The 26,620-nt window shown below is 43.0% G+C and carries 28 protein-coding genes; 19 read left to right on the top strand and 9 right to left on the bottom strand.

Features of this window, described 5'->3' with window-relative positions:
• Positions 1–4: 4 nt before the first annotated feature.
• Positions 5–1,639 carry a copper resistance CopC/CopD family protein gene (locus ACP69X_RS14330; RefSeq protein WP_426052776.1) on the bottom strand — a complete coding sequence of 545 codons (1,635 nt, stop codon included), beginning with the start codon at positions 1,637–1,639 and terminating at the stop codon, positions 5–7.
• A 506-nt stretch (positions 1,640–2,145) separates the two neighbouring features.
• Between ACP69X_RS14330 and ACP69X_RS14325 the strand changes: the two genes are divergently transcribed.
• The 5 genes from ACP69X_RS14325 (at position 2,146) to ACP69X_RS14305 (ending at position 7,698) form a co-directional block, all read left to right on the top strand.
• Positions 2,146–3,588, top strand: a complete 1,443-nt coding sequence (locus tag ACP69X_RS14325; RefSeq protein WP_059375998.1) for a PTS mannitol transporter subunit IICB — start codon at positions 2,146–2,148, stop codon at positions 3,586–3,588.
• A 95-nt stretch (positions 3,589–3,683) separates the two neighbouring features.
• The gene (locus ACP69X_RS14320) at positions 3,684–4,118 is read left to right on the top strand and encodes a PTS sugar transporter subunit IIA (protein WP_012008933.1); all 435 of its coding nucleotides are present in this window, start codon (positions 3,684–3,686) and stop codon (positions 4,116–4,118) included.
• 1 nt (position 4,119) lies between these two features.
• Positions 4,120–5,241, top strand: coding sequence for a mannitol-1-phosphate 5-dehydrogenase (locus ACP69X_RS14315; protein WP_041089106.1), 1,122 nt, complete (start codon positions 4,120–4,122; stop codon positions 5,239–5,241).
• A 100-nt stretch (positions 5,242–5,341) separates the two neighbouring features.
• Entirely contained in the window at positions 5,342–7,090 is a 1,749-nt protein-coding gene (locus ACP69X_RS14310; RefSeq protein ID WP_426052775.1) for a methyl-accepting chemotaxis protein, read from the top strand.
• 215 nt (positions 7,091–7,305) lie between these two features.
• The gene (locus tag ACP69X_RS14305; protein ID WP_039176565.1) at positions 7,306–7,698 is read left to right on the top strand and encodes a RidA family protein; all 393 of its coding nucleotides are present in this window, start codon (positions 7,306–7,308) and stop codon (positions 7,696–7,698) included.
• 32 nt (positions 7,699–7,730) lie between these two features.
• On the opposite strand, the gene ACP69X_RS14300 is transcribed toward ACP69X_RS14305, so the two are convergent.
• From ACP69X_RS14300 to ACP69X_RS14290, 3 genes are read right to left on the bottom strand one after another with little or no spacing between them, the layout of a single operon-like run.
• Complete coding sequence (locus tag ACP69X_RS14300; protein ID WP_041089110.1) at positions 7,731–7,964, bottom strand: DUF2651 family protein; 234 nt, start codon at positions 7,962–7,964, stop codon at positions 7,731–7,733.
• Positions 7,965–7,989: 25 nt separating this feature from the next.
• On the bottom strand, positions 7,990–8,283 hold the full coding sequence (locus ACP69X_RS14295; protein WP_426052774.1) for a DUF5316 domain-containing protein: 294 nt from the start codon (positions 8,281–8,283) through the stop codon (positions 7,990–7,992).
• Between the two features lie 25 nt (positions 8,284–8,308).
• A complete protein-coding gene (locus ACP69X_RS14290; protein ID WP_305960825.1) occupies positions 8,309–8,686 on the bottom strand; it encodes a VOC family protein in 378 nt (125 codons plus the stop codon).
• 184 nt (positions 8,687–8,870) lie between these two features.
• On the opposite strand from ACP69X_RS14290, the gene ACP69X_RS14285 reads away from it, so the two are divergent.
• The 8 genes from ACP69X_RS14285 (at position 8,871) to ACP69X_RS14250 (ending at position 15,571) form a co-directional block, all read left to right on the top strand.
• Complete coding sequence (locus ACP69X_RS14285; RefSeq protein ID WP_080772302.1) at positions 8,871–9,140, top strand: excalibur calcium-binding domain-containing protein; 270 nt, start codon at positions 8,871–8,873, stop codon at positions 9,138–9,140.
• Between the two features lie 127 nt (positions 9,141–9,267).
• A complete protein-coding gene (locus tag ACP69X_RS14280; protein WP_041089116.1) occupies positions 9,268–10,023 on the top strand; it encodes a Cof-type HAD-IIB family hydrolase in 756 nt (251 codons plus the stop codon).
• A gap of 183 nt (positions 10,024–10,206) precedes the next feature.
• The gene (locus ACP69X_RS14275; protein ID WP_041089118.1) at positions 10,207–10,965 is read left to right on the top strand and encodes a LamB/YcsF family protein; all 759 of its coding nucleotides are present in this window, start codon (positions 10,207–10,209) and stop codon (positions 10,963–10,965) included.
• Positions 10,966–10,991: 26 nt separating this feature from the next.
• On the top strand, positions 10,992–12,209 hold the full coding sequence (locus tag ACP69X_RS14270) for an NRAMP family divalent metal transporter (RefSeq protein WP_426052773.1): 1,218 nt from the start codon (positions 10,992–10,994) through the stop codon (positions 12,207–12,209).
• A gap of 5 nt (positions 12,210–12,214) precedes the next feature.
• Positions 12,215–13,006: a putative hydro-lyase gene (locus ACP69X_RS14265; protein ID WP_426052772.1), complete on the top strand. Its 792-nt coding sequence runs from the start codon at positions 12,215–12,217 to the stop codon at positions 13,004–13,006.
• Between the two features lie 18 nt (positions 13,007–13,024).
• Positions 13,025–13,771 carry a 5-oxoprolinase subunit PxpB gene (pxpB, locus tag ACP69X_RS14260; protein ID WP_305960828.1) on the top strand — a complete coding sequence of 249 codons (747 nt, stop codon included), beginning with the start codon at positions 13,025–13,027 and terminating at the stop codon, positions 13,769–13,771.
• A complete protein-coding gene (locus ACP69X_RS14255) occupies positions 13,768–14,814 on the top strand; it encodes a biotin-dependent carboxyltransferase family protein (protein ID WP_411264496.1) in 1,047 nt (348 codons plus the stop codon). Before pxpB ends, ACP69X_RS14255 begins: the two co-directional genes overlap by 4 nt.
• Complete coding sequence (locus ACP69X_RS14250) at positions 14,798–15,571, top strand: IclR family transcriptional regulator (protein ID WP_411264495.1); 774 nt, start codon at positions 14,798–14,800, stop codon at positions 15,569–15,571. Before ACP69X_RS14255 ends, ACP69X_RS14250 begins: the two co-directional genes overlap by 17 nt.
• Before the next feature lie 34 nt (positions 15,572–15,605).
• Here ACP69X_RS14250 and ACP69X_RS14245 read toward each other — a convergent pair whose 3' ends face one another.
• Complete coding sequence (locus tag ACP69X_RS14245; RefSeq protein ID WP_024720223.1) at positions 15,606–16,241, bottom strand: FMN-dependent NADH-azoreductase; 636 nt, start codon at positions 16,239–16,241, stop codon at positions 15,606–15,608.
• A gap of 405 nt (positions 16,242–16,646) precedes the next feature.
• Between ACP69X_RS14245 and ACP69X_RS14240 the strand changes: the two genes are divergently transcribed.
• From ACP69X_RS14240 to ACP69X_RS14230, 3 genes are all read left to right on the top strand, one after another.
• Complete coding sequence (locus ACP69X_RS14240) at positions 16,647–17,279, top strand: GDSL-type esterase/lipase family protein (RefSeq protein WP_305960831.1); 633 nt, start codon at positions 16,647–16,649, stop codon at positions 17,277–17,279.
• Between the two features lie 89 nt (positions 17,280–17,368).
• Positions 17,369–18,451, top strand: coding sequence for a C45 family autoproteolytic acyltransferase/hydolase (locus tag ACP69X_RS14235; protein ID WP_411264493.1), 1,083 nt, complete (start codon positions 17,369–17,371; stop codon positions 18,449–18,451).
• 129 nt (positions 18,452–18,580) lie between these two features.
• Positions 18,581–20,668, top strand: coding sequence for a BglG family transcription antiterminator (locus ACP69X_RS14230; RefSeq protein WP_041089136.1), 2,088 nt, complete (start codon positions 18,581–18,583; stop codon positions 20,666–20,668).
• 16 nt (positions 20,669–20,684) lie between these two features.
• Here the strand turns inward: ACP69X_RS14230 and ACP69X_RS14225 are convergent, their stop codons facing one another.
• Entirely contained in the window at positions 20,685–21,296 is a 612-nt protein-coding gene (locus ACP69X_RS14225) for a class I SAM-dependent methyltransferase (protein WP_041089138.1), read from the bottom strand.
• Positions 21,297–21,452: 156 nt separating this feature from the next.
• On the opposite strand from ACP69X_RS14225, the gene ACP69X_RS14220 reads away from it, so the two are divergent.
• A complete protein-coding gene (locus ACP69X_RS14220) occupies positions 21,453–22,322 on the top strand; it encodes an SDR family oxidoreductase (protein WP_024425561.1) in 870 nt (289 codons plus the stop codon).
• Positions 22,323–22,616: 294 nt separating this feature from the next.
• The gene (locus ACP69X_RS14215) at positions 22,617–23,039 is read left to right on the top strand and encodes a pyridoxamine 5'-phosphate oxidase family protein (RefSeq protein WP_426052771.1); all 423 of its coding nucleotides are present in this window, start codon (positions 22,617–22,619) and stop codon (positions 23,037–23,039) included.
• 444 nt (positions 23,040–23,483) lie between these two features.
• Here ACP69X_RS14215 and ACP69X_RS14210 read toward each other — a convergent pair whose 3' ends face one another.
• Genes ACP69X_RS14210 through ACP69X_RS14200 form a run of 3 tightly spaced genes read right to left on the bottom strand, consistent with a single transcriptional unit; the run spans position 23,484 to position 24,074 of the window.
• On the bottom strand, positions 23,484–23,663 hold the full coding sequence (locus ACP69X_RS14210; RefSeq protein WP_041089144.1) for a hypothetical protein: 180 nt from the start codon (positions 23,661–23,663) through the stop codon (positions 23,484–23,486).
• Positions 23,660–23,842 carry a hypothetical protein gene (locus tag ACP69X_RS14205; protein ID WP_041089145.1) on the bottom strand — a complete coding sequence of 61 codons (183 nt, stop codon included), beginning with the start codon at positions 23,840–23,842 and terminating at the stop codon, positions 23,660–23,662. The genes ACP69X_RS14210 and ACP69X_RS14205 overlap by 4 nt, the downstream gene beginning before the upstream one ends.
• 13 nt (positions 23,843–23,855) lie before the next feature.
• Positions 23,856–24,074 carry a hypothetical protein gene (locus tag ACP69X_RS14200; RefSeq protein ID WP_041089147.1) on the bottom strand — a complete coding sequence of 73 codons (219 nt, stop codon included), beginning with the start codon at positions 24,072–24,074 and terminating at the stop codon, positions 23,856–23,858.
• Between the two features lie 158 nt (positions 24,075–24,232).
• Between ACP69X_RS14200 and ACP69X_RS14195 the strand changes: the two genes are divergently transcribed.
• A complete protein-coding gene (locus ACP69X_RS14195) occupies positions 24,233–26,482 on the top strand; it encodes a hypothetical protein (RefSeq protein WP_426052770.1) in 2,250 nt (749 codons plus the stop codon).
• Positions 26,483–26,620 lie beyond the last annotated feature (138 nt).

Here is a 26,620-nt window from a genome sequence, read left to right as displayed (position 1 = left end):
CCTTTTAGTTTCTTCTAATAAAGGTGGTATCGATATTCTTAAAAGAACCAGTTAACGCATGGATTTCAATTTTCCATGTGCCTTTTTCATTTAATAACAGATTTTCAGCAGAGAAATGACCATTTTTTAATCGTTTCAGCTGAAATTCACTTGGTGTCTCATCACCGAATAAAGCCACCTTATGAATCTTGGCTGTCACAGATTGAATATCAGTGATCGTTTCGCCATTCTTCTTTGTAAATGCCACTTCGAATGAGTTTTTCCCCGGGGCATTCGGGGTAATGCTCAAGGACACAATGTCACGATGCTCGACCTGATTTGCGCCAAAGAAAGGCTCAGGTGCAGGCGGAGGAGGGCTCGGAATATTAGTAAAGACAGCCGTTAATAACAAAATGGCGATCCCGATCATCCATTCAGCTCGTAAGGAAACGCTGCGTTTCTGCTTTTTTTCCCATCTCAGCATCAAGTAATGCATAAGCCCAAGCAGGCCCATGATGATAAATAAACCAAGCTTGATTAAAAAGGTGCGTCCGTATGATGATTGGAAAAGAGCATCAAACGATTGCAAAATAAAGATGGCATTCACAAATCCTGAAAACACAATGAGTCCAACAGAGAGCAGTGCCCAAGGATGAAATGCTGCTAGCGTATTCCGTATGAGCGGCTCATCTTCATTTGGCAGTTTCTTCATCAATAGAAGGACAATGGCTGTTAAACCACCGACCCAAATCGAAGCAGAGACGAGATGGATGAAATCAAGTGATGTTGTGAGTAATTTATTGTCTGTTGCGGCTGGATGTCCGATTTGTGCTTTCAACCAAAGCAGCACTGTGAATAGGAGCAGTGGAAACAGCCACACACGAAAAGAAGAGAAGTCCCCTTTTCTCATCGCCACAATTGTCCAGATGGTGAGAAGTACAAATGACGCCATCAGCATCATCCACAGACTACCGCCAGAAGTGGACGCAATCGTTTCTTGTAAAAGCGAAGGCTGAAATGCCCCAAAAAAGGACACGTCTGCCGCTGATTTTGTCTGAATCGGCAGCTGGAACACAAGTGCTCCGCCCATCATGATCAATGACAATGTCAAAAGCCGCTTCATTCGTTTCGCCAATACAGGTGAAATCGCAGTCTTAAACCAAAGCAGTCCAAACAAAATGGTTCCAAGGAATAAGCTAAATGACGTATAAAGAAAGGCTTTATCAATAGTTGAGGCCACATCAATGGATTCATCCGTTTGACCTTGCTCTAATTGGTCAAAACCGCCAGCCGCTTTTCCAATACTAAACGGAATCATGCCAGAGACAGAGTGTCCGTCCGCTGATACCGCATTCCACTGGATGGTGTAAATTCCTTTTGGTAAATTCTTTTTCAAAGCCGCTTCCATGATCTTTTGATCTTTAATGACCGTATCTCCTTTATCCACACGATCACCTTTTGCATTTAGCACCTTAATGGCATGAAATCCGCTTTCAATCCCTTCACTAAATGTGATCGAGACTGAAGGAGGCTGCTGATCCAGCTCTTCATTTGCCGCTGGGTTCGAGCTCACGACGTATGCGTGAGCAAATGCTTCTTTTGGAATGAAAAAAGCGAACATGACCATAAGAAGCAGAAGCCACTGACTATTTTTAAACAAGGTGAATAACCGCCTTTCTACCTATGAAAATGTCTCATGTATCAGAAAGAAAGCGGCAGTAAACTGTGAGTCACAGAAAAAACCGCTCTTCCTATTGTACCGCCCTCTTTAAAAGGTAAACGAAACAAACAGCAAGATGGTTCACTTTTTCTGTGTCATGTCTGCGCAGACATTTCTTAATTGAATAGGTTTGATCAATTTAAGCCTATTCGATTTAAGAAGAGGAAACAAGAAGAGACCATTTGAAAGTTGTGAAATTCCCATGAATTTTGCGTGAAAACAACGGCATATCAAGCTTTCCACCCATTATATGTTGAGATCTGACAGAGAATTCACATCATTTTTCAATTTTGTCACACACGATGTGACAAAGTGACATTTAGTTTCAATTGATGAGAAAGTGAAAGCGTTTTACGATAGGCATAAGGGCTTCACTGAATCTTGTTCTTATATCTTTTGACCTATAAAGCCCTAAATAAAGGGAGAGAAGAAAGGAGTTTTCATAGATGCAGGAAAAAAGCGGATTTCGCGTCAAAGTACAGCGCTTTGGAAGCTATTTAAGCGGTATGATCATGCCGAATATTGGAGCGTTTATCGCTTGGGGACTCATCACCGCATTGTTCATTCCAAGCGGTTATTTTCCAAATGAACAATTAAATACACTAGTTGGTCCAATGATCAACTACTTGCTGCCGCTCTTAATCGGTTACACAGGCGGGAAGCTCGTATATGACCATCGAGGCGGGGTACTCGGTGCAACCGCTACGATCGGGGTTATTGTCGGTTCAGACATCCCAATGTTTTTAGGCGCAATGATCATGGGACCGCTTGGCGGTTATCTCATTAAGAAAATCGACCAGCTGTTTAAAGACCGAATCAGATCAGGCTTTGAAATGCTGATTAATAATTTTAGTGCTGGTATTCTAGGTGCCATTTTAGTCGCCATTGCTTTCTACGCCATCGGCCCAGTGGTACTAGGTCTGAATAAAGCCCTTGCGGCAGGTGTAGATATCATTGTCAATGCACACTTACTTCCGCTGGCAAGTATCTTCATTGAACCAGCAAAAGTATTGTTCTTAAACAATGCAATTAACCAAGGGATTTTAGGTCCATTAGGAGTAGAGCAAGCGGCGAAGACAGGCCAGTCCGTTCTGTTCTTGCTTGAAACAAACCCAGGACCAGGTCTCGGTGTTCTTCTAGCCTACATGTTCTTTGGAAGAGGGACAGCAAAGCAGTCTGCACCGGGTGCGATTGTCATTCAATTCTTAGGGGGAATCCATGAGATTTACTTCCCATACATCTTAATGAAGCCAAAGCTCATTTTAGCGGTAATTGCTGGGGGAGCAAGCGGCGTTCTGACTTTTACACTGTTAAATGCAGGCTTAAAGGCTGTGCCGTCACCAGGAAGTATCATCGCTCTTATGCTCATGTCACCAAAAGGCGGCCACCTTGCCGTTCTAGCAGGTGTTGTCGTGGCAGCGGTCGTATCATTCCTTGTCGCTTCTGTCATTTTGAAAGCGTCTAAAGCAGTGGATGAAGATTTAACAGCAGCAACAGAAAAAATGCAAGACATGAAAGGTAAGAAAAGTGCAGCAGCAGCTGCTCTTACAGCACAAAAAGAAGGTGCTGAAGCAAACGAGCAAGCAGCATCTCCAGATGAGATCAATCCAGATGACGTGAACAAAATCATCTTTGCCTGTGATGCAGGAATGGGCTCAAGTGCGATGGGCGCATCCGTTTTAAAGAATAAAGTCAAAAAGGCAGAGCTTGATATTGATGTGACAAATACATCCATCAGCAACATTCCAGATGATGCCGATGTAGTCTTTACTCATAAAGATTTAACAGATAGAGCGAAGGCAAAACTTCCAGGAGCTGTGCATATTTCAGTTGATAATTTCTTAAACAGCCCGAAATACGATGAGCTGATTGAGAAATTGAAAAAATAACATGACGAAACGGGTTGAGTCCAATTTTTCCTAATTGAACTCCCCGTTTTGGTTGTTTTCTGATTTTCTATTCTAAAAAAGGTGTGTGATCTTTCATGAAACAAGTACTTTCAAAAGACAATATTTTTCTAAACGAACAAGCGGGCTCTAAAGAAGAAGCCATTAAAAAAGCAGGCGAAGTCTTAGTGGCAAACGGCTATGTCACAAGTGATTATGTTGACAAAATGTTTGAAAGAGAAAATATTTCTTCTACATTTATGGGCAACGGAATTGCCATTCCTCATGGAACAGAGGATGCGAAAGCGGCTGTCCTTCATTCAGGGATTTCCATTATCCAAATTCCAGACGGCGTTGAATACGGCGAGGGGAATATTGCTAAAGTTGTATTTGGCATCGCTGGTAAAAACAATGAGCATCTCGATATTCTTTCTCAAATTGCGATTGTCTGTTCAGAAGAAGAAAACGTAGAGCGTATCATTCATGCAAAGGATCAGGATGAACTGATCGCCATCTTTAACGAGGTGAACTAACATGAAGGCACTTCATTTTGGAGCAGGAAATATTGGCAGAGGGTTTATCGGATCTTTGTTAAAAGCATCAGGCTTTGAGCTCGTTTTTACCGATGTAAATGAAGCGATCATCAACGAGCTGAATGAAAGAGGAGAATACACGGTAGAACTCGCAGCACCAGGGCAGCAGCAAGAAGTAGTCGGTCCTGTGTCAGCTATCAATTCCGCAAAAGATCCAGCCGCATTAACAGAGGCAGTTGCAACAGCTGACCTCATTACAACAGCTGTTGGACCAGCCGTTTTGAACATCATTGCTTCGTCGATTGCTGAAGGTTTAAAACAGAAAAAGCCTGATCATATCATCAACATTGTGGCATGTGAAAATATGATTGGCGGCAGCTCTCATTTAAAGAAAGCCGTTTTCTCTCATTTAACAGCTGATGAACAAGAAGCGCTGTCACACACAGTTGGTTTTCCAAACGCTGCGGTTGACCGCATTGTCCCAATTCAGCACCATGAGGACATATTGAAAGTATCAGTCGAGCCATTTTTCGAGTGGGTGATTGATGAGACAGGCTTTATTGGAGACGTTCCTCAAATTGACGGAGCGACCTTTGTACAAGATTTGACGCCATTTATTGAGCGTAAGCTCTTTACTGTCAACACAGGACATGCACTAGCTGCTTATGTCGGGTACGAGAAAGGCGTGCAAACGATTAAAGAAGCTGTCGATACACAAGAGATTCGTCAAGTGGTCGAAGGTGCACTTCACGAAACAGGCAGTTATTTAATCGACACATATGGCTTTCAAAAAGCAGAACATGATGCGTATATTCAAAAAATCATCAAACGATTTGAAAATGCCTTTATCTCTGATGAAGTCACGCGTGTTGCACGCTCTCCGCTTAGAAAGCTCGGAGCAGATGACCGTTTAATCGGTCCAGCGAAAAAGATCAGACAGCCACAGTATTTAATTAAAGGAATCGTGGCAGCTTTGGCTTACGACTTTACTGATGATGAAGAAGCTGTTCGTTTGCAGGCATTACGAAAAGAAAAAGGCATTGAAGGTGTGCTGGAAGAGGTATGTGGACTCTCGCCAACAGACGATCTTTATCAAGCCATTCTTAAAGAAGCAACTCGATAATTTGAACATCCCTTTCCAACGTGCGAAAGGGATTTTTTTCTATGACTTTTTTAATACTTTTCCCAGCTTGACGATATATAAAGTAAGGGGGAATTTGTTTATGAAAAAGAAAGCGCTTGCTTCAAGAAGTGTATTTTTTCAATTAATGTCTGCCATTATCGTGATCACGATTTTAACGGGCGGACTTGTTGGAACTACGGGATATTTGTTAGCGAAACATGTATTAATTGATGCAGGGAAAGCAGATTTAAAGCACATCGTCAGCGGAGCGATGGCCACACTTGAACAGTTGAATGACCGTGTGGAGAAAAAAGAACTGACGCTTGAGCAGGCGCAAGAACAGGCCCGCCTTTACTTGAGCGGACCCAAAAATGACAACGGGAAGGGATACCAATCTCAAAAATCAGATTTTATCTATAAAAATAAAGGCTATCTGATCGCATATGGCACTGACTACTCAACCCAGGTCCATCCGGTCAACGACATCGGCGTCATTCCAGATAACACGACCAATCGTCAAAAAATGGTCGCTGGTGCCAATGCAAAAGATGAGGATGCACACTATGTGACCTATATGGATAAGGACGATGCAACCGGCGAAGAAAAGGAAAAGCTTGCCTATATGAGCCAGTTTACACCGTGGAATTGGAGTGTAGGCATCGCTGTCTTCCAGGACGAATTTTATAAAGAATTAGAGCAGATGAAGCTCTATATTATTCTCATTACAGCGGGTGTCGCCCTTCTGAGTTTAGGCGTCTTTTATTTAGCTGCCAGAGGAAAAGTCAGACTGCTCAAGCAAGTCACTGCTGCTTCAAAGGAAATTGCGGCGGGAAATATTGAGCGCACGAGCTTAAAGGAAACAACGGATGAAATCGGACAGCTGGCAAAAGGCTTTAACCATATGTCAGGCGAGCTCAGAACACTGGTGAGCGGTTTACAGGAAACAAGCAGTCAGCTTGTGGAATCAGCGACAGATTTATCGGCGATATCTGAAGAAACCTCAGCCAGCAGTGAAGAAATTGGACGAGCCATCGGAGACATTTCGACTGGAACACTTCATCAAGCATCTGATCTTGAAGTAGCCAATCAACAAATGACCCAGTTTAATCAATCTATTGAGAATGTGAAAGAACAGAGTGATCAAATTAAACGGATTTCCGACCAATCGAGTCAATCATCACAGCAGGGCCAGCAAATCGTACAGCAATTAAAACAATCGAATGAACAATCGATTCAGGCGTCTCAAGGCATTAGAGCAGGAATCGAGCAGTTAAGTACAAAAGTACAGGATATCTCTCAAATCACAGATACGATTGAAAGCATTTCAAATGAGACCAATTTACTGGCACTGAATGCCAGCATTGAAGCAGCACGTGCAGGAGAGCACGGCAAAGGCTTCTCAGTTGTGGCGAGTGAAGTGCGGAATTTAGCTGAGCAGACAAAACAATCAGCCGTTCAAATTCAGCAAATGATTCAAGGCATTAAAGAAGAAACGACGGCAACAGCCGGCATCATGTCAAGTACAATGGATCGTTTTGCCGAGCTGGATGAAGCGGTGCATGCAACAGAACACGAATTCAATGCCATCTCTACATTGATTTCACAAACCATCGTTGAAACAAACGCGATGGCAAAAGAGCTGAATACACTGCTGGAGCAAAACGACCTTATCACAAAAGCCATGCAAGGCGCAGCCCATATTTCTCAAGAAAACGCAGCGGCGATCGAAGAAATCACTGCTTCCACAGATGAACAAGTAACAGCTATCTCTAATGTGGCAAAAGCAGCAGAAAGACTCAATGAACTTAGCATGCGATTGAATCAGGACATTGCGCGTTATCGACTATAATTCATTTTGACTATGTGGTACTATCAATTTAATTAAAACCTTGCTCACGCAAACAAAAGGAGTGTTTCAGTCATGAAAAAGAAGATATTGATGTTCTTGCCTTGTGGCTATGGATACTCCACTGCTGTTTTCTTTGAAGGTAGATAGAAATTGGTGAAGTCTGTCTACAAAACAAAGAAACTAGCAGAAAAATAAACGTGAGTGAGGGACATAACATGGAAAAAATCACGAGAAAAAACCCAGAAAGTATGCCGAAACCTGTTGGTAACTACAGTCATATCACAAGGGTGCCAAAGGGTGCAGGATTATTTGTTACATCGGGTCAGGTAGGGACAGATATAGATGGGCAGATCCCATCAAGCTTAAACGACCAAGTAACGAATACGTTTGAAAATATCAAAAAAATCCTTGAATCAGAGGGATTGAATGAAGAACATGTGATCAAGGTCAATATATGGGCAACAGAAGAAATCGACTGGGACCATCTATATCCTCAGTGGGATACGATTTTCAAAACAGCTTACCCATCAATGACGGTTGCTTATGTATCAGCTTTAGGATGGCCGGAGCTGAAAATTGAAATTGAACTATGGTGTGCGGATATATGATTCAAAAAAAGAACAGTGGAAACTGTTCTTTTTTACTTGAGCCGCTTTGTAATCCATCCAGCAAAGAATGTAAAGACGGTATAGACAATAACCCAAATGAGAAAAGATTCATTCCCGCCAATATAGGTGAACATGAAGATCATGCTCGCTAACAGCACAATCAAAGTAGGCATCCAAACATTCTTCAAAAAGAGCGTACCGAAAATGCCAATCAGCACAGAGATAATAGGAAAGCCAAATACAATGAATAGAATAAAGACAGCCATACGACTAACTCCTTTTAACAAGTGTTTACATCAAAACATATAAGACCGACGCAGCCATGTGTGGAAGTGCAAAAATGATCACAAGAAAAGCCGTATCAAGGCGCCACAAGCGGTGTTCTTTTGTTTCAGAATGATAGGCTGCTCGTGTCTCTTCTCCACTTGTCCAAGCGCCCATTAGCACCCCAGATATCACGACCCCAATAATAGAGATTCCGCCGCTGACAAACCCAATCCATTCAAGGTGCTGCAACAGGATAGCGGCGCTGCAAATCACAATCATTGAGCAAACACCGACGAAAAAAGCATGTTTTTTTCTCATTCTGGTTCACTCCCTTCAAAGACAATTAGGAGATCGCATCACATATTTCAATGAAATGACCATCAGGGTCAGACACATAAGCGACTGTTTGACCCCATGGTTTTTTTGCAGGTTCCTTGATGATGGGTACCCCTATTTCTTTCATTGATGCAATCGTTTGATCCACATCATCCACAACAAAGCCAATCTCAAACGTTTGAGACGCTTGATTTGCTTCTGGGACAGACAATCCGAGTGCCTCTTTGACATCCTGTCGTGAATTAATCGATAACGTCACGTCTCCAGTTTCAAACTCAACATAGGATTCAACCCTCAATTTTATTGGAAAACCAAGTACATGTTGATAGAAATGAATACTTGCCTCCACATCGTTTACATATAGAATGGTATATTTCATTTTCATGTGAAAAACTCCTCTCTTCATATACGTGTCAAAAACGGAAAGGTTTCCCACTCATTGTACCATATAGGATATAAGGTGTATTTCATACCAAAAAAATCAAAATAATTAGCTCAATAGTCTTGAAAAACAAAAAGTGGTGACATATGATAAAAATGTAAAATTAGAAAAAATAGGGGGATTTTACATGTTGAAAAAAATCATGGTAGCTGTCTTGTCTTTAGGTCTTTTACTAAGCTTTACACAAGTCGACTCCCACACAGCAGATGCAAAAACGGTCAAGTCTTACAAAAACTGCACAGCGCTGAACAAAGTATATAAAGGCGGCGTAGCAAAAAGCAAAAACACGAAAAACAAAGGCGGAAAAACAAAGTACAAGCCTTATGTATCAAAAGCACTTTATCAAAAAAATATGCGGCTTGACCGAGATAAAGACGGCATTGCGTGTGAACGCTAAGCACCTGTGAAAAGACCTGTCACAAGGTCTTTTTTCTATGTGATCAAACTCGTCCCTTTGTGCCAGCTTCATCTTTATATTAAAATAAAGATAGTTTCAAAAATCGATACAAAGTGGGGTACTCAATTTGTCAACACAAGCTCATAAGAAAGACATCCGATTGATTGCCATTGATATGGATGGCACGCTGTTAAACAGTGAGCACATCATTCCAGAGGAAAATAAACAAGCGATTAAAGAGGCTGAAGCAAAAGGGGTCCATGTGGTCATTAGCACAGGACGGACACTGATGACATGCCGAGAGCTGGTTGAGCCGCTCAAGTTATCGTCTTACCTTGTGACAGCAAACGGAAGCGAAATCTGGGATTCAAACTTCCAGCTGATCGAACGAGATTTGCTGCATCCTGATCACGTCCAAATGATGTGGGATTTAAAAAATAGGTACGAAACCGATTACTGGGCTTCGACTGTGGAAAAGGTGTGGAGAGGTGAATTCCCTGAACGAATTCATGACCATGAATGGCTGAAATTTGGCTTTGATATTCATGATGATGACGTTCGTGAGGAAGTACTCAATACATTGAAAACAAATAAGCATCTAGAGATCACAAACTCAAGTCCGACTAATATTGAAGTCAATGCAGCCGGCATTAACAAAGCGGCAGCTCTTGCAAAAGTAGCAGAACGCATTGGCTGTACGATGGACAACGTCATGTCACTTGGCGACAGCCTCAATGATATGGCCATGATTCAAGAAGCCGGATTAGGCATTGCCATGGGAAATGCGCAGGAAGTGGTGAAAGAGGCAGCTGATTGGATTACGGCTCCTAATACAGAACACGGCGTGGCAAAAGCCATCCAACATTGGGTGCTGTCTAAATAGGATGCATTTTCATTACAAGAAAAAGTGAGAGGACTTTGCCTCTCGCTTTTTTGTTTACTCCTAGTTCTATTGTTATGTTTTCTGCCAATTTCATGTGCAGTCTATCCAAAGTTGATATAATCAATATAAATTCGAATATTCGGACTTTATATTCCGTATTTCGGAACAACAAGGAGGGGTTCTATGTATCAAGTGGATATTAACTGTGATTTGGGAGAAAGCTTTGGTCAATACACAATCGGTGCAGACGAACAAATCTTAGAATATGTCACCTCAGCCAACATTGCTTGCGGTTTTCATGCAGGAGATCCAACGGTTATGAGAAAGACGGTCAGAATGGCATTGGGTAAAGGGGTCAAAATTGGTGCACATCCTGGTTTGCAAGATTTGGCCGGCTTTGGCAGACGTCCAATGGCTATCTCTGCAGAGGAAGCCTATGATCTTGTCATCTATCAAATTGGTGCTCTATCAGCCTTTCTCAAGGCTGAGGGTGGCACGATGCAGCATGTCAAACCACACGGCGCCCTCTACAACATGGCGGCTAAAAATACTGAATTATCTGAATCAATTGCGAAGGCTGTGTATGATGTGGATCCAAACCTTGTGTTATTTGGTCTGTCAGGGAGTGAACTTGCGTTAGCAGGTGAACGGATAGGTCTGCAAGTGGCACATGAAGTTTTTTCTGATCGAACGTATCAAACAGACGGGACACTGACATCGCGCCGCGAACCACATGCACTCATTGAAGAGGATGAACGTGCCGTCCAGCAGGTCGTTCGTATGGTTCGAGAAGGCAAGGTTCGTACAGTTCAAGGGGAAGATATCGAGCTCAAAGCAGATACCGTCTGCATTCACGGAGACGGCAGCCATGCGCTTCAATTTGCAAAAACCATTACAGCGAAGCTAAAAGAAGCCGGCATTCATCTCAAGGCCTTTCAATAAAAATCGTCATCAAAGGGGGAAACAGCATGAAAAAAGAGAAAGTCAAACACATGAAGGCACCAAAGGGGAATCGGACTATGCTGATGGGCGCTGCCTTTTTAATGGCGACGTCTGCGATTGGACCGGGATTTTTAACACAAACAACCGTCTTCACACAGCAGCTTGCGGCTAGCTTTGGGTTTGTCATTTTAATCTCAATTTTATTAGATATTTTTGCACAAACAAATGTATGGCGCATCATTGCCGTGTCAGAAAAAAGAGGTCAGGATATTGCGAATATGGTGCTCCCGGGTCTCGGATATGTGCTGGCCTTTTTGATTGTCATTGGAGGACTTGCCTTTAACATCGGAAATATCGCTGGGGCTGGTCTTGGTTTTCAGGTGATCTTCGGTGTCGATCCGCGAATTGGCGCAGGGATCAGTGCTGTGATTGCCATTCTCATCTTTGTGATTAAAGAAGCTGGGAAAGCAATGGACCGTTTCACACAAATAGCAGGTTTTGTCATGATTGGTCTGATGCTGTACGTGGCGGTTTCAACAGCACCGCCCGTTGGAGAAGCAGCGCTCAGAACATTTGTCCCAGAAAAAATTGATATTTTATCAATAGTGACACTTGTCGGGGGGACAGTTGGCGGCTATATCGTTTTTGCTGGTGGGCATCGTCTATTGGATGCTGGCATTAAAGGGAAGGATGCACTTCCTCAAGTGACAAAAAGCTCTGTTTTCGGCATTCTTATTACATCTGTGATGCGTGTCGCTTTATTTTTAGCCGTTCTAGGAGTGGTCTCAAAGGGCTTGCAGATAGATCCAGCCAATCCGCCTGCTTCTGTATTCCAATTGGCGTCTGGAAATGTTGGATATAAAATGTTCGGCATCATTATGTGGGCTGCGGCGATTACATCCGTCATTGGAGCAGCATACACATCTGTTTCTTTCTTCAAAACCTTCTCACCAAAAATTGAGCAAAACCAGCGTGGCATTATCATTGGTTTTATTGCTCTTTCAACCCTTTGTTTTATTACGATTGGAAGACCTGTGAACATCTTGATATTAGTTGGAGCGATCAATGCATTGATTTTGCCGCTCGCCCTTGGCACATTGCTTGTTGCGGCTTATAAGAAAGACATTGTCGGAGATTATCGCCATCCTTTCTTTTTGACAGTGTCTGGTGCATTTGTTGTGGTCATCATGACGATGATGGGCGGCTATACCATCATCAATGAAATCCCGAAACTATGGAGTTGATTCAGATGAATGTCTATCAAACATATGAGCCATCACAGATGAGAGAATTGATTCGCGAAAAAAAGATCACAGGACCAACGGCTGGCTTTGCTGAGGGGTTTGCTCAAGCCAATTTAATGATTGTCAAAAAGGAACTTGCCTTTGATTTTCTTTTATTTTGTCAGCGGAATCCGGCTGCATGTCCCTTGCTTGATGTACTGGACCCGGGTGATCCAGTGCCAAGACGGTCGGGGCCTCAAGCGGATATTCGTACGGACTTTCCTAAGTACCGTATTTACCGAAAAGGGATTCTTGAAGAAGAGGTTACAGATATCTCTGCTTATTGGGAGGATGATATGGTTGCCTTTCTCATTGGATGCAGTTTTACGTTTGAGCACGCGCTTATGCTGAATGACATCCCTGTCCGCCATATTGAAGACAGTCATAACGTACCCATGTATCAAACGAATATAGCTTGTGAAAAAGCAGGAGACTTTCATGGCCCAATGGTGGTCAGCATGAGACCCATTCCGGCGCATCAGGTCACAAGAAGTGTTCAAGTGACGTCTCGATTTCCATCAGTCCATGGCGGTCCAATTCATATAGGGGACCCAGCGGTGATTGGTATTTCCGATGTGAACCAGCCTGACTTTGGAGAGCCATCTGTGATCAAAGAAGGAGAAGTCCCGGTGTTTTGGGCATGTGGTGTGACGCCGCAAGCCATTGTCATGCATACAAAACCCGACATTGCGATCACTCATGCACCTGGGCATATGTTCATCACAGATCGAAGAGATCAAAAGCTCGGTGTACTGTAGAAAGAGAGGTGTCCTCAAGTGGCTTTTTCAACGATAAAAGATTCCATCACCTACCACCCGCTGGGAGATGCAGCGATCGTCATCCAAGCTGGAGCTGACATACATGAGGAGATTCATGCACGTGTTGAGCAGCTGTTTGCATGTATTGAACAGCACCCATTTGAAGGTTATATTGAAGCGGTTCAAGCCTTTACAAACGTGACTGTTTTTTACGAGCCTTATACCGTTCATCAATCGGCCCAGCTTCAAACACAAGATCTGTCTCCGTACGAATGGGTCAAAGGCTATATTGAACAACTTCTTGAAGACAAATGGCAGGAGGGAGTTCAGATAAAGCGCCGCATTGTGGATATTCCAGTCTGTTACGGGGGAGCGCTGGGCCCTGATTTAGAAGAGGTTGCTCGTATCAATGGTTTAACGCCAGAGGAAGTCGTGCGTATTCACACTGCCGGGACGTATCTTGTCTATATGATTGGGTTTGCCCCCGGGTTCCCATTTTTAGGCGGACTTTCTGAAAAAATTGCAGCTCCGCGCAGACAAACACCAAGAATGTCGATTCCAAAAGGGTCTGTGGGTATTGCGGGGAAGCAGACAGGGGTTTATCCGATTTCTACACCAGGGGGCTGGCAGCTCATTGGACAAACCCCGCTGCCACTTTTTCGCCCAGACGAGGAAATTCCGAGTCTATTGAAAGCAGGGGACGAGGTCAGATTTGTCCAAATGTCTGAAAAGGAATTTTTCAGCATGAAGGAGGCAGAACGTTGAGTATTCATGTCATCAAATCAGGGATGTACACAACCATTCAAGATAAAGGGCGGCAAGGCTATCAAAAGTATGGCGTCTTAACGAGCGGCGGCATGGACCCGCTCTCACTTAGAATCGCCAACATTCTCACTGGCAACCAAGAAAACGAAGCCGTGCTGGAAGTCACGTTGATGGGGCCGGGTCCTGTGCTGACATCTGAGAAGGATCAGCTCATTGCAGTCACTGGTGCTGATGTAGAGATTGATATTGACGGAGAGCGGGCACCTTTATGGAAGCCGCTCTTTGTCCGATCAGGAAGCACGATCACCTTTGGTCTTTGTAAGAGAGGCTGCCGCGTTTATCTTGCTGTGGCAGGTGGAATTGATGTGGAGCCAGTCATGCAGAGCAAAAGCACTTATGTAAGAGCAGGGATCGGTGGACTGAATGGGCGTCCTCTTGAAAAAGGCGACGTTCTGCCCATTGGAGAGCCGTCTATCGTAGCGGATCATTTGTTTGATAGGCTAAAAAATAAAGTGAATCAGGCGGGATACGGCGCACCAGATTGGACAGTGAGTCACGATTATTTTTTGCCGCTGCGGAAATCGCCAGTGATTCGTGTGCTGGCAGGGAGGCATCTTTCTCATTTTCAAGAAACATCTCAAACCGCATTTTTTGAGCAGCCTTATCAGGTCACACCTCAATCAGATCGTATGGGCTGCCGGCTGAAGGGGGAGCCGGTTCATTTAAAAGAAAAGCTGGAATTGATCTCAGAAGCTGTCGCCTTTGGATCTATTCAAATCCCACCCGATGGCCAGCCGATTATTCTGCTGGCAGATCGGCAAACGACAGGCGGATACCCGCGTATTGGAGAAGTAGCGACTGTAGATTTGCCGCTTATTGCACAGGCGATGCCTGGGGCAAAGCTGTATTTTGAACAAATAGATCATCGGGATGCAGAGCAGGCGTTATTTAAGCAAGAAGCAGAACTGAGGGAGCTTACCGCAAGAATCAAGCTGGAAGCATTCTCGTTTAGAAAAGGTGAAGAAAATGCAAAACACAAATAAAACGGTTGTGAAATCAATGGAGATTTTGCGGCTGTTTATCGCTCACGATCAATTAACATTAAATGAAATGATCGAGCTATCTGGTATGCCGAAAACATCTGTCCATCGCATGGCGACCTCTTTAGTCGATATGGGGCTGTTAGAAAAGCAAGAAACAGGTGTTTATCGATTAGGCTTAATGTTCCTTGAATACGGTCAGCTTGTGGCGGACCGCCTTGATATTCGGAGGATTGCGAGGCCATTTATGGAAAGCTTACGGGATGAAGTGGGAGAAGCTGTACAGCTCATTGTTCGTGAGGGTGACGAAGCCATTTACGTCGAAAAGATAGAAGGTACGCAGCCTGTTCGTCTCTACACCGCCGTCGGTAGACGCTCCCCCCTATATGCAGGTGCCTGTGCGAGAAGTATTCTTTCCTTTTTGCCAGAGAGCGAAAGACTTGCCTATATTGACTCAATTGAGCTGGGGAAGATCGGAATTGGGACTATTACAGATAAAGAGGTTCTAAGAAACATGCTGGAAGAATCAAATGCGCGGGGATATACGTTAAGTTATTCTGAGCTTGAAAACTATACAGCGGCCATTGGAGCTCCTATTTTCAATCATCTGGGGGAAGTGGTAGCAGGTATTAGCATTGCAGGATTTGAAGCAGGCTATCAAAAAGAACGCTTGCCTTACTTAATTCAACAGGTGAAAAAAGCCGCCAGTGATATTTCGAGAGAATTAGGCTTTTCATCCGAACAAATAAAAAGCCAATGACCGTCAAGATCATTGGCTTTTTTGGGTGCAGTTATTAGAAAGTTTTTCCTAAAGCTTTTGCACGTTCGATTGCATCTGCTTTAATTTGCTCTGCTTTCGCAGGCTCAGCATTGTGACCTTCAACGATAAGACCTTCGAAAGAAGGAATTCCGAAGAAGTTCGCAATTGTACCAAGGTAACGGTGACCTGCTTCAAGTTCAGCAGCAGGACCTTCAGTGTAGTATCCACCACGTGCTTGGATGTGAAGAGCTTTTTTGTCTGTTAATAAACCAACAGGACCTTGCTCAGTGTATTTGAATGTTTTACCAGCTACAGCAACAGAGTCGATGTATGCTTTAAGAACTGGTGGGAATGAGAAGTTCCAAAGTGGTGAAACAAATACATATTTGTCAGCAGAAACGAATTGATCGCTTAATTCGTTTAGGCGAGCAACTTTTGCTTGCTCTTCAGCTGAAAGTGTATCGAAGCCAGCACCAGATTGAAGTTTGCCCCAGCCAGCAAATACATCTGCATCAATGTGAGGAATGTTTTCTTTGTACAAATCGATATGTACAACCTCGTCACTTGGGTTTGCTTCCTTATAAGATTCGATAAATGCCTTAGCAGTAGCCATACTGTAAGAAACTGTTTCATCATGCGGATGTGCAGTGATGTATAAAACTTTTGCCATGTTCATTCAATCCTTTCTGTTTCGGTTATTTTTTTAGCGTATCCCAAAGGTACGCTGAATATGTGGCATCTTTAATCATATTGGAATGCTATGAAAAAGATGTAACAAGCACAGTTACATAAAAACTGATATTTTCATTGTAATCACATTGTAGTTTGAAGTCAAGATATAAAGTCTCGAAATCAAGATAAAAAGTTTGTAAATTTTTCTGGAACACTTAAACACGCAGATTTCAGCGCAAAAAACCTACTCTTATTGAACAAAAAATCGTTCAATACCGCAAGTAAAGAGTTTGTAAATGCGCCGCATCTCAAAAAAAGATAGATGCCCTAAGTCATCTGCTACAAGCATCTGTTCTCCAAATTCGTATATATAAGAGAAGGCAGGAGAGAGTGAGGGATTAGAGTGGGACGATCCTATGTTGCGATTGGGGATTCCTTAACAGTTGGGGTGGGGGCACGTTTATTTGGTGGAGGATTTACTCAGCGGTTTCGATGGCTGCTTGAAAAAAAGACGCATGCACCGGTCGAGCTGTCTGTATTTGCAAAGTCAGGGTTAACGACCGATGAGATTTTACAGCTCTTCAAACGGTCTGAGGTGAGACGTTCCATTGCAGCTGCTGAAATCATCACCATCACAGGCTGCGCGAATGACCTTGTTAAAGCTGTTCAGCAGGATGAAGAAGGTGAAGATGAAAAGAAACTACTGCAAGCGGTCATGCATTGTCAGGCGAATTTTAGCAAGATGATTCAAGAAATTGCTCAGATCAAAAGAGGGCAGCATGAGCCCTATTGCGTATATCTCATGAATTTATATAATCCTTTTCCACAAATACCAATAGCCGGGCGGTGGCTTCAGCAATATAATCAACAACTTCGTTTGCTTGCTGCGAATCCGCATGTAGAAGTTGTGGATGTGTACAAAGCGTTTGAAGGGCATGAAAGAGCTTACTTATCGATTGATCAATTTCACCCGAATCCTAAGGGGTATGATGCAATGGCAGAAGCATTGTATCAACAATACTGTAAACAGCTGTAATCCGGTGGGATTGCAGTTTTTTTCATCCTTTTCAATAAATGACGGTTTCGATATGATAAAAGAAACGAAGGCGAAAGAGGTGTGCAGGCATGGAGGAGATCAATGCGTTTTTTCAAAAGATGACAGGAACGGCTTATGAAGTAGGAAAACAGCAGGCTCTCTGGCTGAAGGAGAACCCGCTGCTGCAGACACAATATATTCGAACAGAACCGGTAACACAACAGGCTGTGAAGGAAACGAAGCAGCTGATCCGTCCTTTTCTTCCTCAATTAGATGAAGAGATTGCTGGATTTTGTGATGAAATGCACTTAGATGAGCGTTATTTGACCTTTTTCTATTCATCGCATCTTCAGCCAGGCTGTTCCCATTGTGTGAGGCAGGGGAATAAGGCAGCTGATCAACAAACGGTCATGCTTCGTAACTATGATTTCTCCCCGATTTTTGATGATATGCGTCTTGTGACGACACATGTAAAAGAATCGGCATGTCATACAGGTTCGTCGCTGCTCTTGTTTGGCAGATCTGATGGAATGAATGAGCATGGTCTTGCTGTGACTTTCTCCGCTTGCGGTCCGCCGGTTGGCAATGAACCCGGTTTAAAGACTCCAGCAGTCGCCGGTTTACAGGTGTATCATGTGATTCGCTCTGTTCTTGAATCTTGTCAAATGGTCGAGGAAGCCATTCGCTCTATCCAGAAAATGCCCGTTGCCTCAAATGTTCATATCATGCTTGCGGATCGAAAAGGAGAGGCGGCTGTGATTGAAATCATTGATGGTCAAAAAAGGGTGAGAAGACCGGAGACAGGTTATATTGCCGCAACGAATCATCCGGTAGCTGATCAAACAGCAAAAGGGATGACCAAACATCATTCTATTGTCAGATACGATATGTTAATGGAGGCTTTAAAAGAACAACGATCAAATGATTCTCTTGTGAAGCTGTTCCAGACAGAATATCCTGATGGTCTAACTGTGCACAATTATGAAGAGCTGTTTGGAACGATGCGAACCGTCATGTTCCGTCCGGAAGAAGGCACAATCGATTATTGCTTTGGCTCTCCAGTTTACAATCCGACTCATTCTTTAAAAGCCGGGGGTTCACTGCCTTTCCATGAACAAAAGGTACAATTTCATCAAAAGGATTATGGACCGTCATTTTGGAGGAGTGTCTAATGATCCCTTGTTTATATTTTGTCACAGCCGCTGTGCCAAATTCAGATCAACTTAAGATTGCATCGCTCGTTGAAAGCGTTTTATATTAAGGTGTGACAATAGACCTATTTATACAGAAGGAGGCATTTCATGTACATAACGGCACGAGAACAGAAAGTCATTAAATACATCATTCAGCAAAATCGTTATGTCACCATTCGTGAGATAGCCGATTCTGTTCAGGTGAGTACAAGAACGATCCATAGAGAACTAAAATCTATTAAACCAATTTTGAAAGATTATCATCTTTCATTAGATAAACAGCCGGGAAAAGGCTTAAAGGCAGTTGGCGAACAGGAGGATAAACAGCGGCTTCTTGCTCATATGTCAAATGAGGATCAAATTGAATACAGCTCGGACGAACGAAAGCTCTTAATCCTATGTGCGCTGCTTGAAGCGAAGGAACCGGTAAAATTATACACTCTCGCAGCTGACTTGCAGGTAACAAATGCGACGATTAGCTATGATTTAGATGAATTGACGGAGTGGATTGCTCCATACGGTTTGCAGCTTATCCGCAAGCGCGGGTACGGCATTGAATTAAAAGGGCCGGAGGAAGCAAAGCGGAAAATTGTTGGCAATCTCATTGTCGACCGGCTCGACATTCAATTGTTTTTAGAAACGATTGAAATGAATATCAAACATCGAACGAAAGCAACGGAAAAGGTGTTTGGCGTTGTCAGCAGAGGTCAGCTGCTCAAGGTAGAAAGACTGCTCTTTCATTTGAAGGATCGGCTGTCACTTTCTTTATCTGATAGTGCCTATATCGCACTTGTTGTTCACTTAACCTATGCTATTGAACGTATTCAGCTTGGGGAAACCATTCGAATGGAAGAGGAAGAGCTGCTGGAATTAAAGCGGACGAAGGAATTTGAATCATCACTTCGAATGGCAAGAGCGCTTGAACGCATGTTTAATGTGGAGATTCCTGAAGCGGAGGTCGGATATATGACCATCCATCTTCGCAGTGCAAATCGTAGCTTTGGGGCAGAATATCGTATTGATGAAATCGAGCTGGATATCGCGCTGAGAACGAAAAAGCTCATTGATTTTATTTCAAATAAAACCGGCTATCATCTCAATGAAAATGATTCATTGTATGAGGGGCTCGTGTCTCATCTTGAGCCTGCCATGAACCGTCTAAAGGAAAAGATGAGAATCTATAATCCGCTCACACAACAAATTAAAAAAGACTACTTTTTGCTGTTCATGGCGATTGAAGAAGGAGTCGAGCGCTTCTTTCCTGAGATTGAATTTCCAGAGGATGAAATCGCCTTTATTGTGCTTCACTTTGGTTCAGTGCTTGAAATCAAAAAAGAAGAAACAAAAATTCATGCGCTGGTTGTTTGCTCAAGCGGAATCGGTTCCTCGAAAATGCTCGCCTCCCGGTTGAAAAAAGAATTGCCCGAGATCGCCAAATTCGATCTATCCTCCTTGATGGAGCTAAAGGAAATCGATGCATCGAGCTATGACATGATTGTCTCAACCGTTCCAATCCCATATGAGCATATCGATTACATTATGGTCAGCCCCCTCCTAAACGAGGATGATGCCATGCGTGTGAAGTCTCATATTAAACGGAAGATTCCTTATATCATCGAGAAAAAAAGAACAAAAGAATCTCCCAAAGAACTGGTGAAAGAAACCGTTAATATGATGACGATTGCAGAACAGGTGACGAATTATATGTTTGTAATTCGCAGCATCCTGTCCCGTTTTACCATTGAAAAAAGAAAGACGATGCCGAAGCATGATGAAACCATCAGGCAGCTGCTTCGTCAGCTTGAAGAGGAAGGGCTTATCATACATGCGGATGATGTGGTGAGCGGCCTTTTGGATCGTGAACAGCAAGGCGGCTTAGGCATACCTGGTACTGAATTTGCTCTTTATCATTTAAAGCATGCATTCATCAAGGAACCAATCTTTCATATTTATGATCTTGATCAGGCATACGAGGTTAAAAGCATGGATGGCGGGCAGCAGCAGATGTCACGAATGCTCATGATGCTGGCGCCGCAAGAGCTTGGCAAGGAAGGGTCAGAAATGTTTAGTCTGATCAGTTCATCCATCATTGAAAGTGAAGAAAGCATGGCGCTTTATGGACAAGGCACAAAGGAAGACATTGAACAGAAATTACATCAGCTTTTCTATCAATTTGTCAAAGAGGCAAAATGGTAAGAAAAAGGCCGAGAGCTTATTCGCTTCTCGGCTTTTTTGCTGTGACACAGACAGCAAGGGTAGGGCGAATTTCTTCATACTCAATAGAAAATTGGTCAAACCCTGCAAACTGCATGTCATTTAATATGTTTTCACCCATCTCTTTTGTCCGATTGGCGTCAGCTCCTTTTTCTCTTGGCTGCATGACAATAACGAGTGTTCCGCCTGGTTTCAACGTGTGATAAAGATTGAGTAAGCCCGTCTTTGGATCATCCCAAATCGTAAAATTGTTAACAGACAGCACTTTGTCATACTGCTCTCCGGGAAGGCGTGTTTTCTCGATTTTTCCGACATACAATCGGACCTGTTTGTCTTTTGCTCGTTTGCTGACGCGGGATTGTGCTTGCTCCTGCATGGTCGAAGAAGCATCCAGTCCATCAATGTGAAGGTTTTGATAATGCTTGAGCATATGTTTAATGCTGTAGCCAGGTCCATAGCCAATTTCCAAAATGTTTTCACCATCTGTCAAATCTAAGTGGCAGATGGCCCACTGATTCAATGCTTTATTTTCATTTGCCATAATGAGTCCAGCAATGCTTCCGAGCCAGCCTTTTGGTCTGCTAAAGGTTTTCGAAATGGTAGACAGCATGTGAGAACGCTCCTTTTTGATGATCATGTAACCGATTTTTCTTCTCTTCAAACATGCTGATTTTCGGGAACACATCTACACAGCTTCATGATGTTTGAGTGGAAAAATGAGGTGGTAATGAAAGGATACATCAACAAATCAAGGAGGAGCTTACACATGGATTTACGTGAATATTTAACAAATGGCATTCCGCGCCAAACGCAGGATCAGCAGCCAGGCAGTGAAAGAGAAATGAATCCAGCGCCGATCTTTGAGGATGAATCATATCAAGGTTCTGGCAAGCTAAAAGGAAAAGTGGCACTGATTACAGGCGGAGATAGTGGAATCGGACGGGCAGTATCTGTTGCCTATGCAAAAGAAGGTGCACATGTCGCCATTGTGTATTTAAATGAACATGAGGATGCAGAAGATACGCAAAAACGTGTAGAACAGGAAGGCGTCAAATGCTTAACGATTGCAGGAGATGTCGGTGACGAAGCTTTTTGTGAGAAAGCCGTAGAAAAAACAGTTGAAGCCTTTGGTCAATTAGATATTTTAGTGAATAATGCGGCTGAACAGCATCCGCAAGAACGTATTCAAGATATTTCTAGTGAACAGCTTCACCAAACCTTTAGAACCAATTTCTATTCCTATTTCTATTTTACGAAAAAGGCACTGGATTATTTAAAACCGGGAAGCTCCATCATTAACACAACATCAATTAACCCATATCGAGGTAACCCAGTGCTGATTGATTATACGGCGACAAAAGGAGCCATTAACGGCTTTACGCGTTCTATGGCACAATCGCTTGTGAAAGATGGGATTCGGGTGAATGGTGTAGCGCCAGGTCCAATTTGGACGCCGCTCATTCCATCTACATTTGATGAAGACAGTGTGGAAAGCTTCGGGGCAGAAACCCCAATGGGAAGACCAGGACAGCCTGTTGAGCATGTCGGCTGCTTTGTGCTGCTGGCTTCTGACGAATCGTCTTATATGACAGGACAGACACTTCATGTCAATGGAGGTTCCTTTATGAATACATGATCTACCGCGGCACCGCCCAGCTTTGATTGGGCGGTGTTTTTAGTATTTCTTGCGATTTTTCTGCACAGATATGACAGACCATACGATAATGCCTACAACAACTGCCGCAATGACAAGTGAACTCAAATGGAACATCGTTTCATGATGCATGTTCAACTTCTCCCTTCATTGAACCTGTTTTCTATAGCATCAGCTAGAAAGTATCTTTTTATGAAAAACACATTTCTTTGTTTAATGAATGGGCTGTCGTGGAAACCTACGAATACGGATGAAATTTTGAAGGAGTGAAACGATATGTCTCAAGAAGAATTAAAACAAAAGGTATTAAACCTGTTAGATGAACAAAAGGTCGGAACATTGGCGACTGTTGAACAGGATAAGCCGCATACTCGCTACATGACGTTTTTCCATGAAGGTCTAACGTTATATACACCAACGAGTAAAGAAACACATAAAGCAGATGAAATTGAAAAAAATCCGAATGTGCATATTCTCATTGGATATTCAGGCGAAGGACTCGGTGATACTTATGCAGAAATTGCAGGCACCGCAACATTAACCGATGATCCGGAATTGATCGACCGCCTTTGGTCTGATGAGATGGAGAAATGGTTTAAAGGAAAAGATGACCCGAATCTAGTGATTCTGAAAATTGATCCAACCTCCATTCGTTATATGAATGAAGGAAGCCGTACACCAGCAGAATTATCACTTTAACACTTGCATAAGCAGGGGGAATGTGTTAGAGTTTGATATTAAGTGTTGAAATAAGCAAATAAATAAAGAAAGTAAACTTTCTTTTTTCTATGACACAATGAGAAGCAATAGAGCTTCTACTTGATAAGAACGAGACGCTGTCAAAGCGAACAAACTTATTCTTTTCCTTCTGCACCCGCCCCCCTATATAAGCGGAAGAATGGAAAAAAGACGTTTTGATTTACAATTCACACTGGCACGGCTTCGGAGCCGTAAGGACGAATGAGAGGTAGGGCTTTCGTTGTCTTGTTATCCAGAACTTCCATGGCGTTTACTTTCAAACGTAGGTTCACTCGGAACACATATGACACACTGATATGATCGAATCTTAATTCATACACTCCGTAACGGAGATTAAACATTGATTATTTATTTGCATGAAAAGAGTAAGTAACAGGCTGCCATCTATTTGGCAGCCTTTTTCATTTGGTCAAACAAGAAGACCCCAAAACCAATGAGCCCAAGAAAAGGGAAGATGAAGATACAAACCAATCGCATAGCGTCCGCACCAAAAGGGTTCGATACTAGCAGCAGACCGATGAATGCACAGATGATCAGAGTGAATAAGGCGGGCTTCATGATCATTTCCTTTGCCCTTTCTTCTGATACCGCCAAATCCGTTCAATAAAAAAGAACATCACTGCAAACAAAATAGAAAACATGAACATATCCAGCAGTGTCACGCCTCTATTTGGGTGCACAAGACCAAACCAAACGAATTGCAGAACAAAAGAGATCGCAAAATATAGAATCAATTTTTTCATCATTTTCCTCTTCTCACTTATTTTTTTGACCCTTAAGCCATATCAGCCAAATGATGAAGGAACCAATCACACATGAGAGCAAAGTGACAGGCGGCAAGGTGTACCAGCTAGTCAGCCCCTTTACAAAACACATATAAAAAAAGAAAATGGAAATGGATACGAGTACCCATTGCTTGAACCAGCGAGGGACACGCAGCCACGCCGCTAGAATGATTGATGATAGCTTATCCAATGAGAGAACTCCTTTTTTGAATCTGATTGGATTTTATCGTAAACAACAAAGTTTGTAAAATATGGATTTCAGAGGCTTTGATGGTATTCTTCTAGCGTGAAACATTTTCGCTGTACTGACGTATAAGTGAAAGGAACCTCATGAAAGGAAGCGATCAAGTGAAAAGAATACCAGTCATCTTCCTCAGATATATTGTCTTCTTTATTCCAGCAATCATTCTCAGTGTCTTGGTGTGGAACCATTATCAAGATGATTTGTCAGATGGGAAAGTAACAGAGAATAACGTCAAAGGAATGTTCACATTTGATGAAGGCAAACGAGTGGTGAGTGCGGTATCAAAAGACCAGCAGCTCCATTTTGCAATGGTTGATCCTCAATCAGGAAAAAGAATCAGTGAATGGACCACAGAAAGTGATTCGTTTAATGAAATGCTGCCATCCATTCAAGGAAACAATCTCTTACTGGCTTTAAAAAATAAAGACGGGCAGCTGTTGATTGAGAAATTAACACCAAGCGGAGAAAAGAAAGAGCTCGTTCAAAATAACCTGCAGATTCCTTCATTTTTAAAAACGAATACATACCAATGGAATGGACGGCTCGTATTTACAGGAGAAATGGACGGTGCCGCTGCAGTCATCGGTGAGCTTAAGAATGGTCAATTTTATGCGCACAATCTCAATAAGCTAAAACTACCGGCAAGGCCTGTCTCCATGGATGTTGTCATGAATTCCTTTAGAGGGCAGACCCCTATTCCTATATTTGAAGTAGCCTTGAAAAATGATCAAAAGGCATATGTCAGCGGCATTTCAAACGAGAAGCATCAGCTTGGCCTCTATGTCTCAAAAAATGCTGAACCGTTTAGCCTTGTAGAAGATACAGTTGAGCAGCGGCTGCAAAAAACGATCGGATCATCACAAAACTTTGCTGTCGCCGTGGAATCGGAATATCCAAAAAGGGCAAGGAAAGTGAATGCAGAAGGAAGACTTGGAGAAGTCGTTCCAACACCAAAACCAATTTACCAAACGTATTTGTACCAGCTTAATGAGGAAGAAGTGTTGATTGCAGGCTCTACAGCAAAGGACGAAGCAAAAGGCAAACTGACTGGTTATATCTATAACCATCGCACGAATAAGGCGACGTCTGCCAGCAAGCTTTTGCAGTCGTTTTCATATGAATCTTTACAAAGAGAAGGGCTCTCTTTCAATAAAAATGTGAAGAGTGACTGGCTCTATTATTCTTTTGACAATCAATTAACGGGTGCATTTGAGACGAAAAGCAAAGAGCTAAAGGAATTTCCTTTGCAAAAGGTCATCTCGATTGAAAACGCCAGTCCAGCCCACCAAACATCTGTTGATACCTTTATGCAATATGTAATGAAGGGCGGACCGCTCATTCTCAACTGGGCGATATGGATCTTGATCCCGCTGTTATTATTTGTGCTAGCGATCTTCCTGCCGCCGATTTTGAGACTGGTGAGAAGAAACAAGGTAAAGGACAGTGTCACATTACAAGCCTATATTGCGTCCGTGAAAGAAACAGGCACCTACATCAACGAACAGCCAGTTGTCAGCATGCGGCTTCAATTTGAATATGAAGGGCAAAGTATAGAAAAGACGGTTAAAACGGTTGTATCCTACACCCAGATACCACAGCCAGGCCAGCCTATTGTCATTCACTATGATCCGAAGAAGCAAAAGGCAATGCTTTTAAAAGAGGGTGACTTCTCGCAGCCAAGTGAGCCAAAGTTCATCAAAGGCGCTGTTTTAAGAAATATAGAATCATATGGAACCGTAGGACGGGGCACCGTCTTATCACTCACATTTGAATTAGATCAGAAAACGTATATCATTCCAATGATTCAAGCCGCTGGTTTTGAATTTAGAACAGGAGAAAAAGCCGATCTCGTCGACATCAATGGCCAGCTGAAAATGGCTGCCTATGGCTATGAAGTTCGAAATCGATCGGGGAAAGATATGACGTTAACAGGAACCATCCAGCGTGTGAAGCAATATCCAATTGCCATCCATGAACAAAAGCCTATTCAGCTGGATGTGACAGTGTCAAACGGAGATCAGTCCATCACCAAAACGGTCAGCCAGTTCATCCCTGATCATATGCAGGTCGCAGCGGGCACTCAAATGACGATCCAGACAAAGAAAGAAGAGCTGGATAGAGAAATGGGCCTCATGCAAGAGAAACAAGGAAGTGCAAAAGTGACCAATGTCGAATTTGCTGGCGTCATCGGCAATCTGCCGTTAGCAATCATTCAAGTTGAGAGAAATGGCATGATGTATGAAGTGAAACAGCCAATCGATCCAATCACCAGCGTCTTGCCTGGTGATGAATTATGGGTGGCATATCACGATATGACGCGTCAAGCAGCCATTGTGAAATATGCATCAATATAAAAAAGCGTTCCTTTTAGGAACGCTTCAGCGTGTAGACAAACCCTCGCATTCGTTGTCAGGTCTGCGCTTCGGTGCTCACGAATGTCAAATTCGCTCCGCTCCGGTGCTCGTCCTTCCTAGACTGCAAAGGTTTTCTAT

Source organism: Bacillus sp. DC4300-2b2, assembly GCF_049895685.1.
GTDB lineage: Bacteria > Bacillota > Bacilli > Bacillales > Bacillaceae > Bacillus > Bacillus safensis.
The sequence above is the reverse complement of the archived record's forward strand: the minus strand, read 5'-3'. Positions and strand labels throughout refer to the sequence as shown.

Coding starts and splice junctions, on each gene's coding strand:
- ACP69X_RS14325 (WP_059375998.1), top strand. CDS start 2,146: ATGCAGGAAAAAAGCGGATTTCGCGTCAAAGTACAGCGCTTTGGAAGC.
- ACP69X_RS14320 (WP_012008933.1), top strand. CDS start 3,684: ATGAAACAAGTACTTTCAAAAGACAATATTTTTCTAAACGAACAAGCG.
- ACP69X_RS14315 (WP_041089106.1), top strand. CDS start 4,120: ATGAAGGCACTTCATTTTGGAGCAGGAAATATTGGCAGAGGGTTTATC.
- ACP69X_RS14310 (WP_426052775.1), top strand. CDS start 5,342: ATGAAAAAGAAAGCGCTTGCTTCAAGAAGTGTATTTTTTCAATTAATG.
- ACP69X_RS14305 (WP_039176565.1), top strand. CDS start 7,306: ATGGAAAAAATCACGAGAAAAAACCCAGAAAGTATGCCGAAACCTGTT.
- ACP69X_RS14300 (WP_041089110.1), bottom strand. CDS start 7,964: ATGGCTGTCTTTATTCTATTCATTGTATTTGGCTTTCCTATTATCTCT.
- ACP69X_RS14295 (WP_426052774.1), bottom strand. CDS start 8,283: ATGAGAAAAAAACATGCTTTTTTCGTCGGTGTTTGCTCAATGATTGTG.
- ACP69X_RS14290 (WP_305960825.1), bottom strand. CDS start 8,686: ATGAAAATGAAATATACCATTCTATATGTAAACGATGTGGAGGCAAGT.
- ACP69X_RS14285 (WP_080772302.1), top strand. CDS start 8,871: ATGTTGAAAAAAATCATGGTAGCTGTCTTGTCTTTAGGTCTTTTACTA.
- ACP69X_RS14275 (WP_041089118.1), top strand. CDS start 10,207: ATGTATCAAGTGGATATTAACTGTGATTTGGGAGAAAGCTTTGGTCAA.
- ACP69X_RS14270 (WP_426052773.1), top strand. CDS start 10,992: ATGAAAAAAGAGAAAGTCAAACACATGAAGGCACCAAAGGGGAATCGG.
- ACP69X_RS14265 (WP_426052772.1), top strand. CDS start 12,215: ATGAATGTCTATCAAACATATGAGCCATCACAGATGAGAGAATTGATT.
- ACP69X_RS14250 (WP_411264495.1), top strand. CDS start 14,798: ATGCAAAACACAAATAAAACGGTTGTGAAATCAATGGAGATTTTGCGG.
- ACP69X_RS14245 (WP_024720223.1), bottom strand. CDS start 16,241: ATGGCAAAAGTTTTATACATCACTGCACATCCGCATGATGAAACAGTT.
- ACP69X_RS14235 (WP_411264493.1), top strand. CDS start 17,369: ATGGAGGAGATCAATGCGTTTTTTCAAAAGATGACAGGAACGGCTTAT.
- ACP69X_RS14230 (WP_041089136.1), top strand. CDS start 18,581: ATGTACATAACGGCACGAGAACAGAAAGTCATTAAATACATCATTCAG.
- ACP69X_RS14225 (WP_041089138.1), bottom strand. CDS start 21,296: ATGCTGTCTACCATTTCGAAAACCTTTAGCAGACCAAAAGGCTGGCTC.
- ACP69X_RS14220 (WP_024425561.1), top strand. CDS start 21,453: ATGGATTTACGTGAATATTTAACAAATGGCATTCCGCGCCAAACGCAG.
- ACP69X_RS14215 (WP_426052771.1), top strand. CDS start 22,617: ATGTCTCAAGAAGAATTAAAACAAAAGGTATTAAACCTGTTAGATGAA.
- ACP69X_RS14210 (WP_041089144.1), bottom strand. CDS start 23,663: ATGATCATGAAGCCCGCCTTATTCACTCTGATCATCTGTGCATTCATC.
- ACP69X_RS14205 (WP_041089145.1), bottom strand. CDS start 23,842: ATGAAAAAATTGATTCTATATTTTGCGATCTCTTTTGTTCTGCAATTC.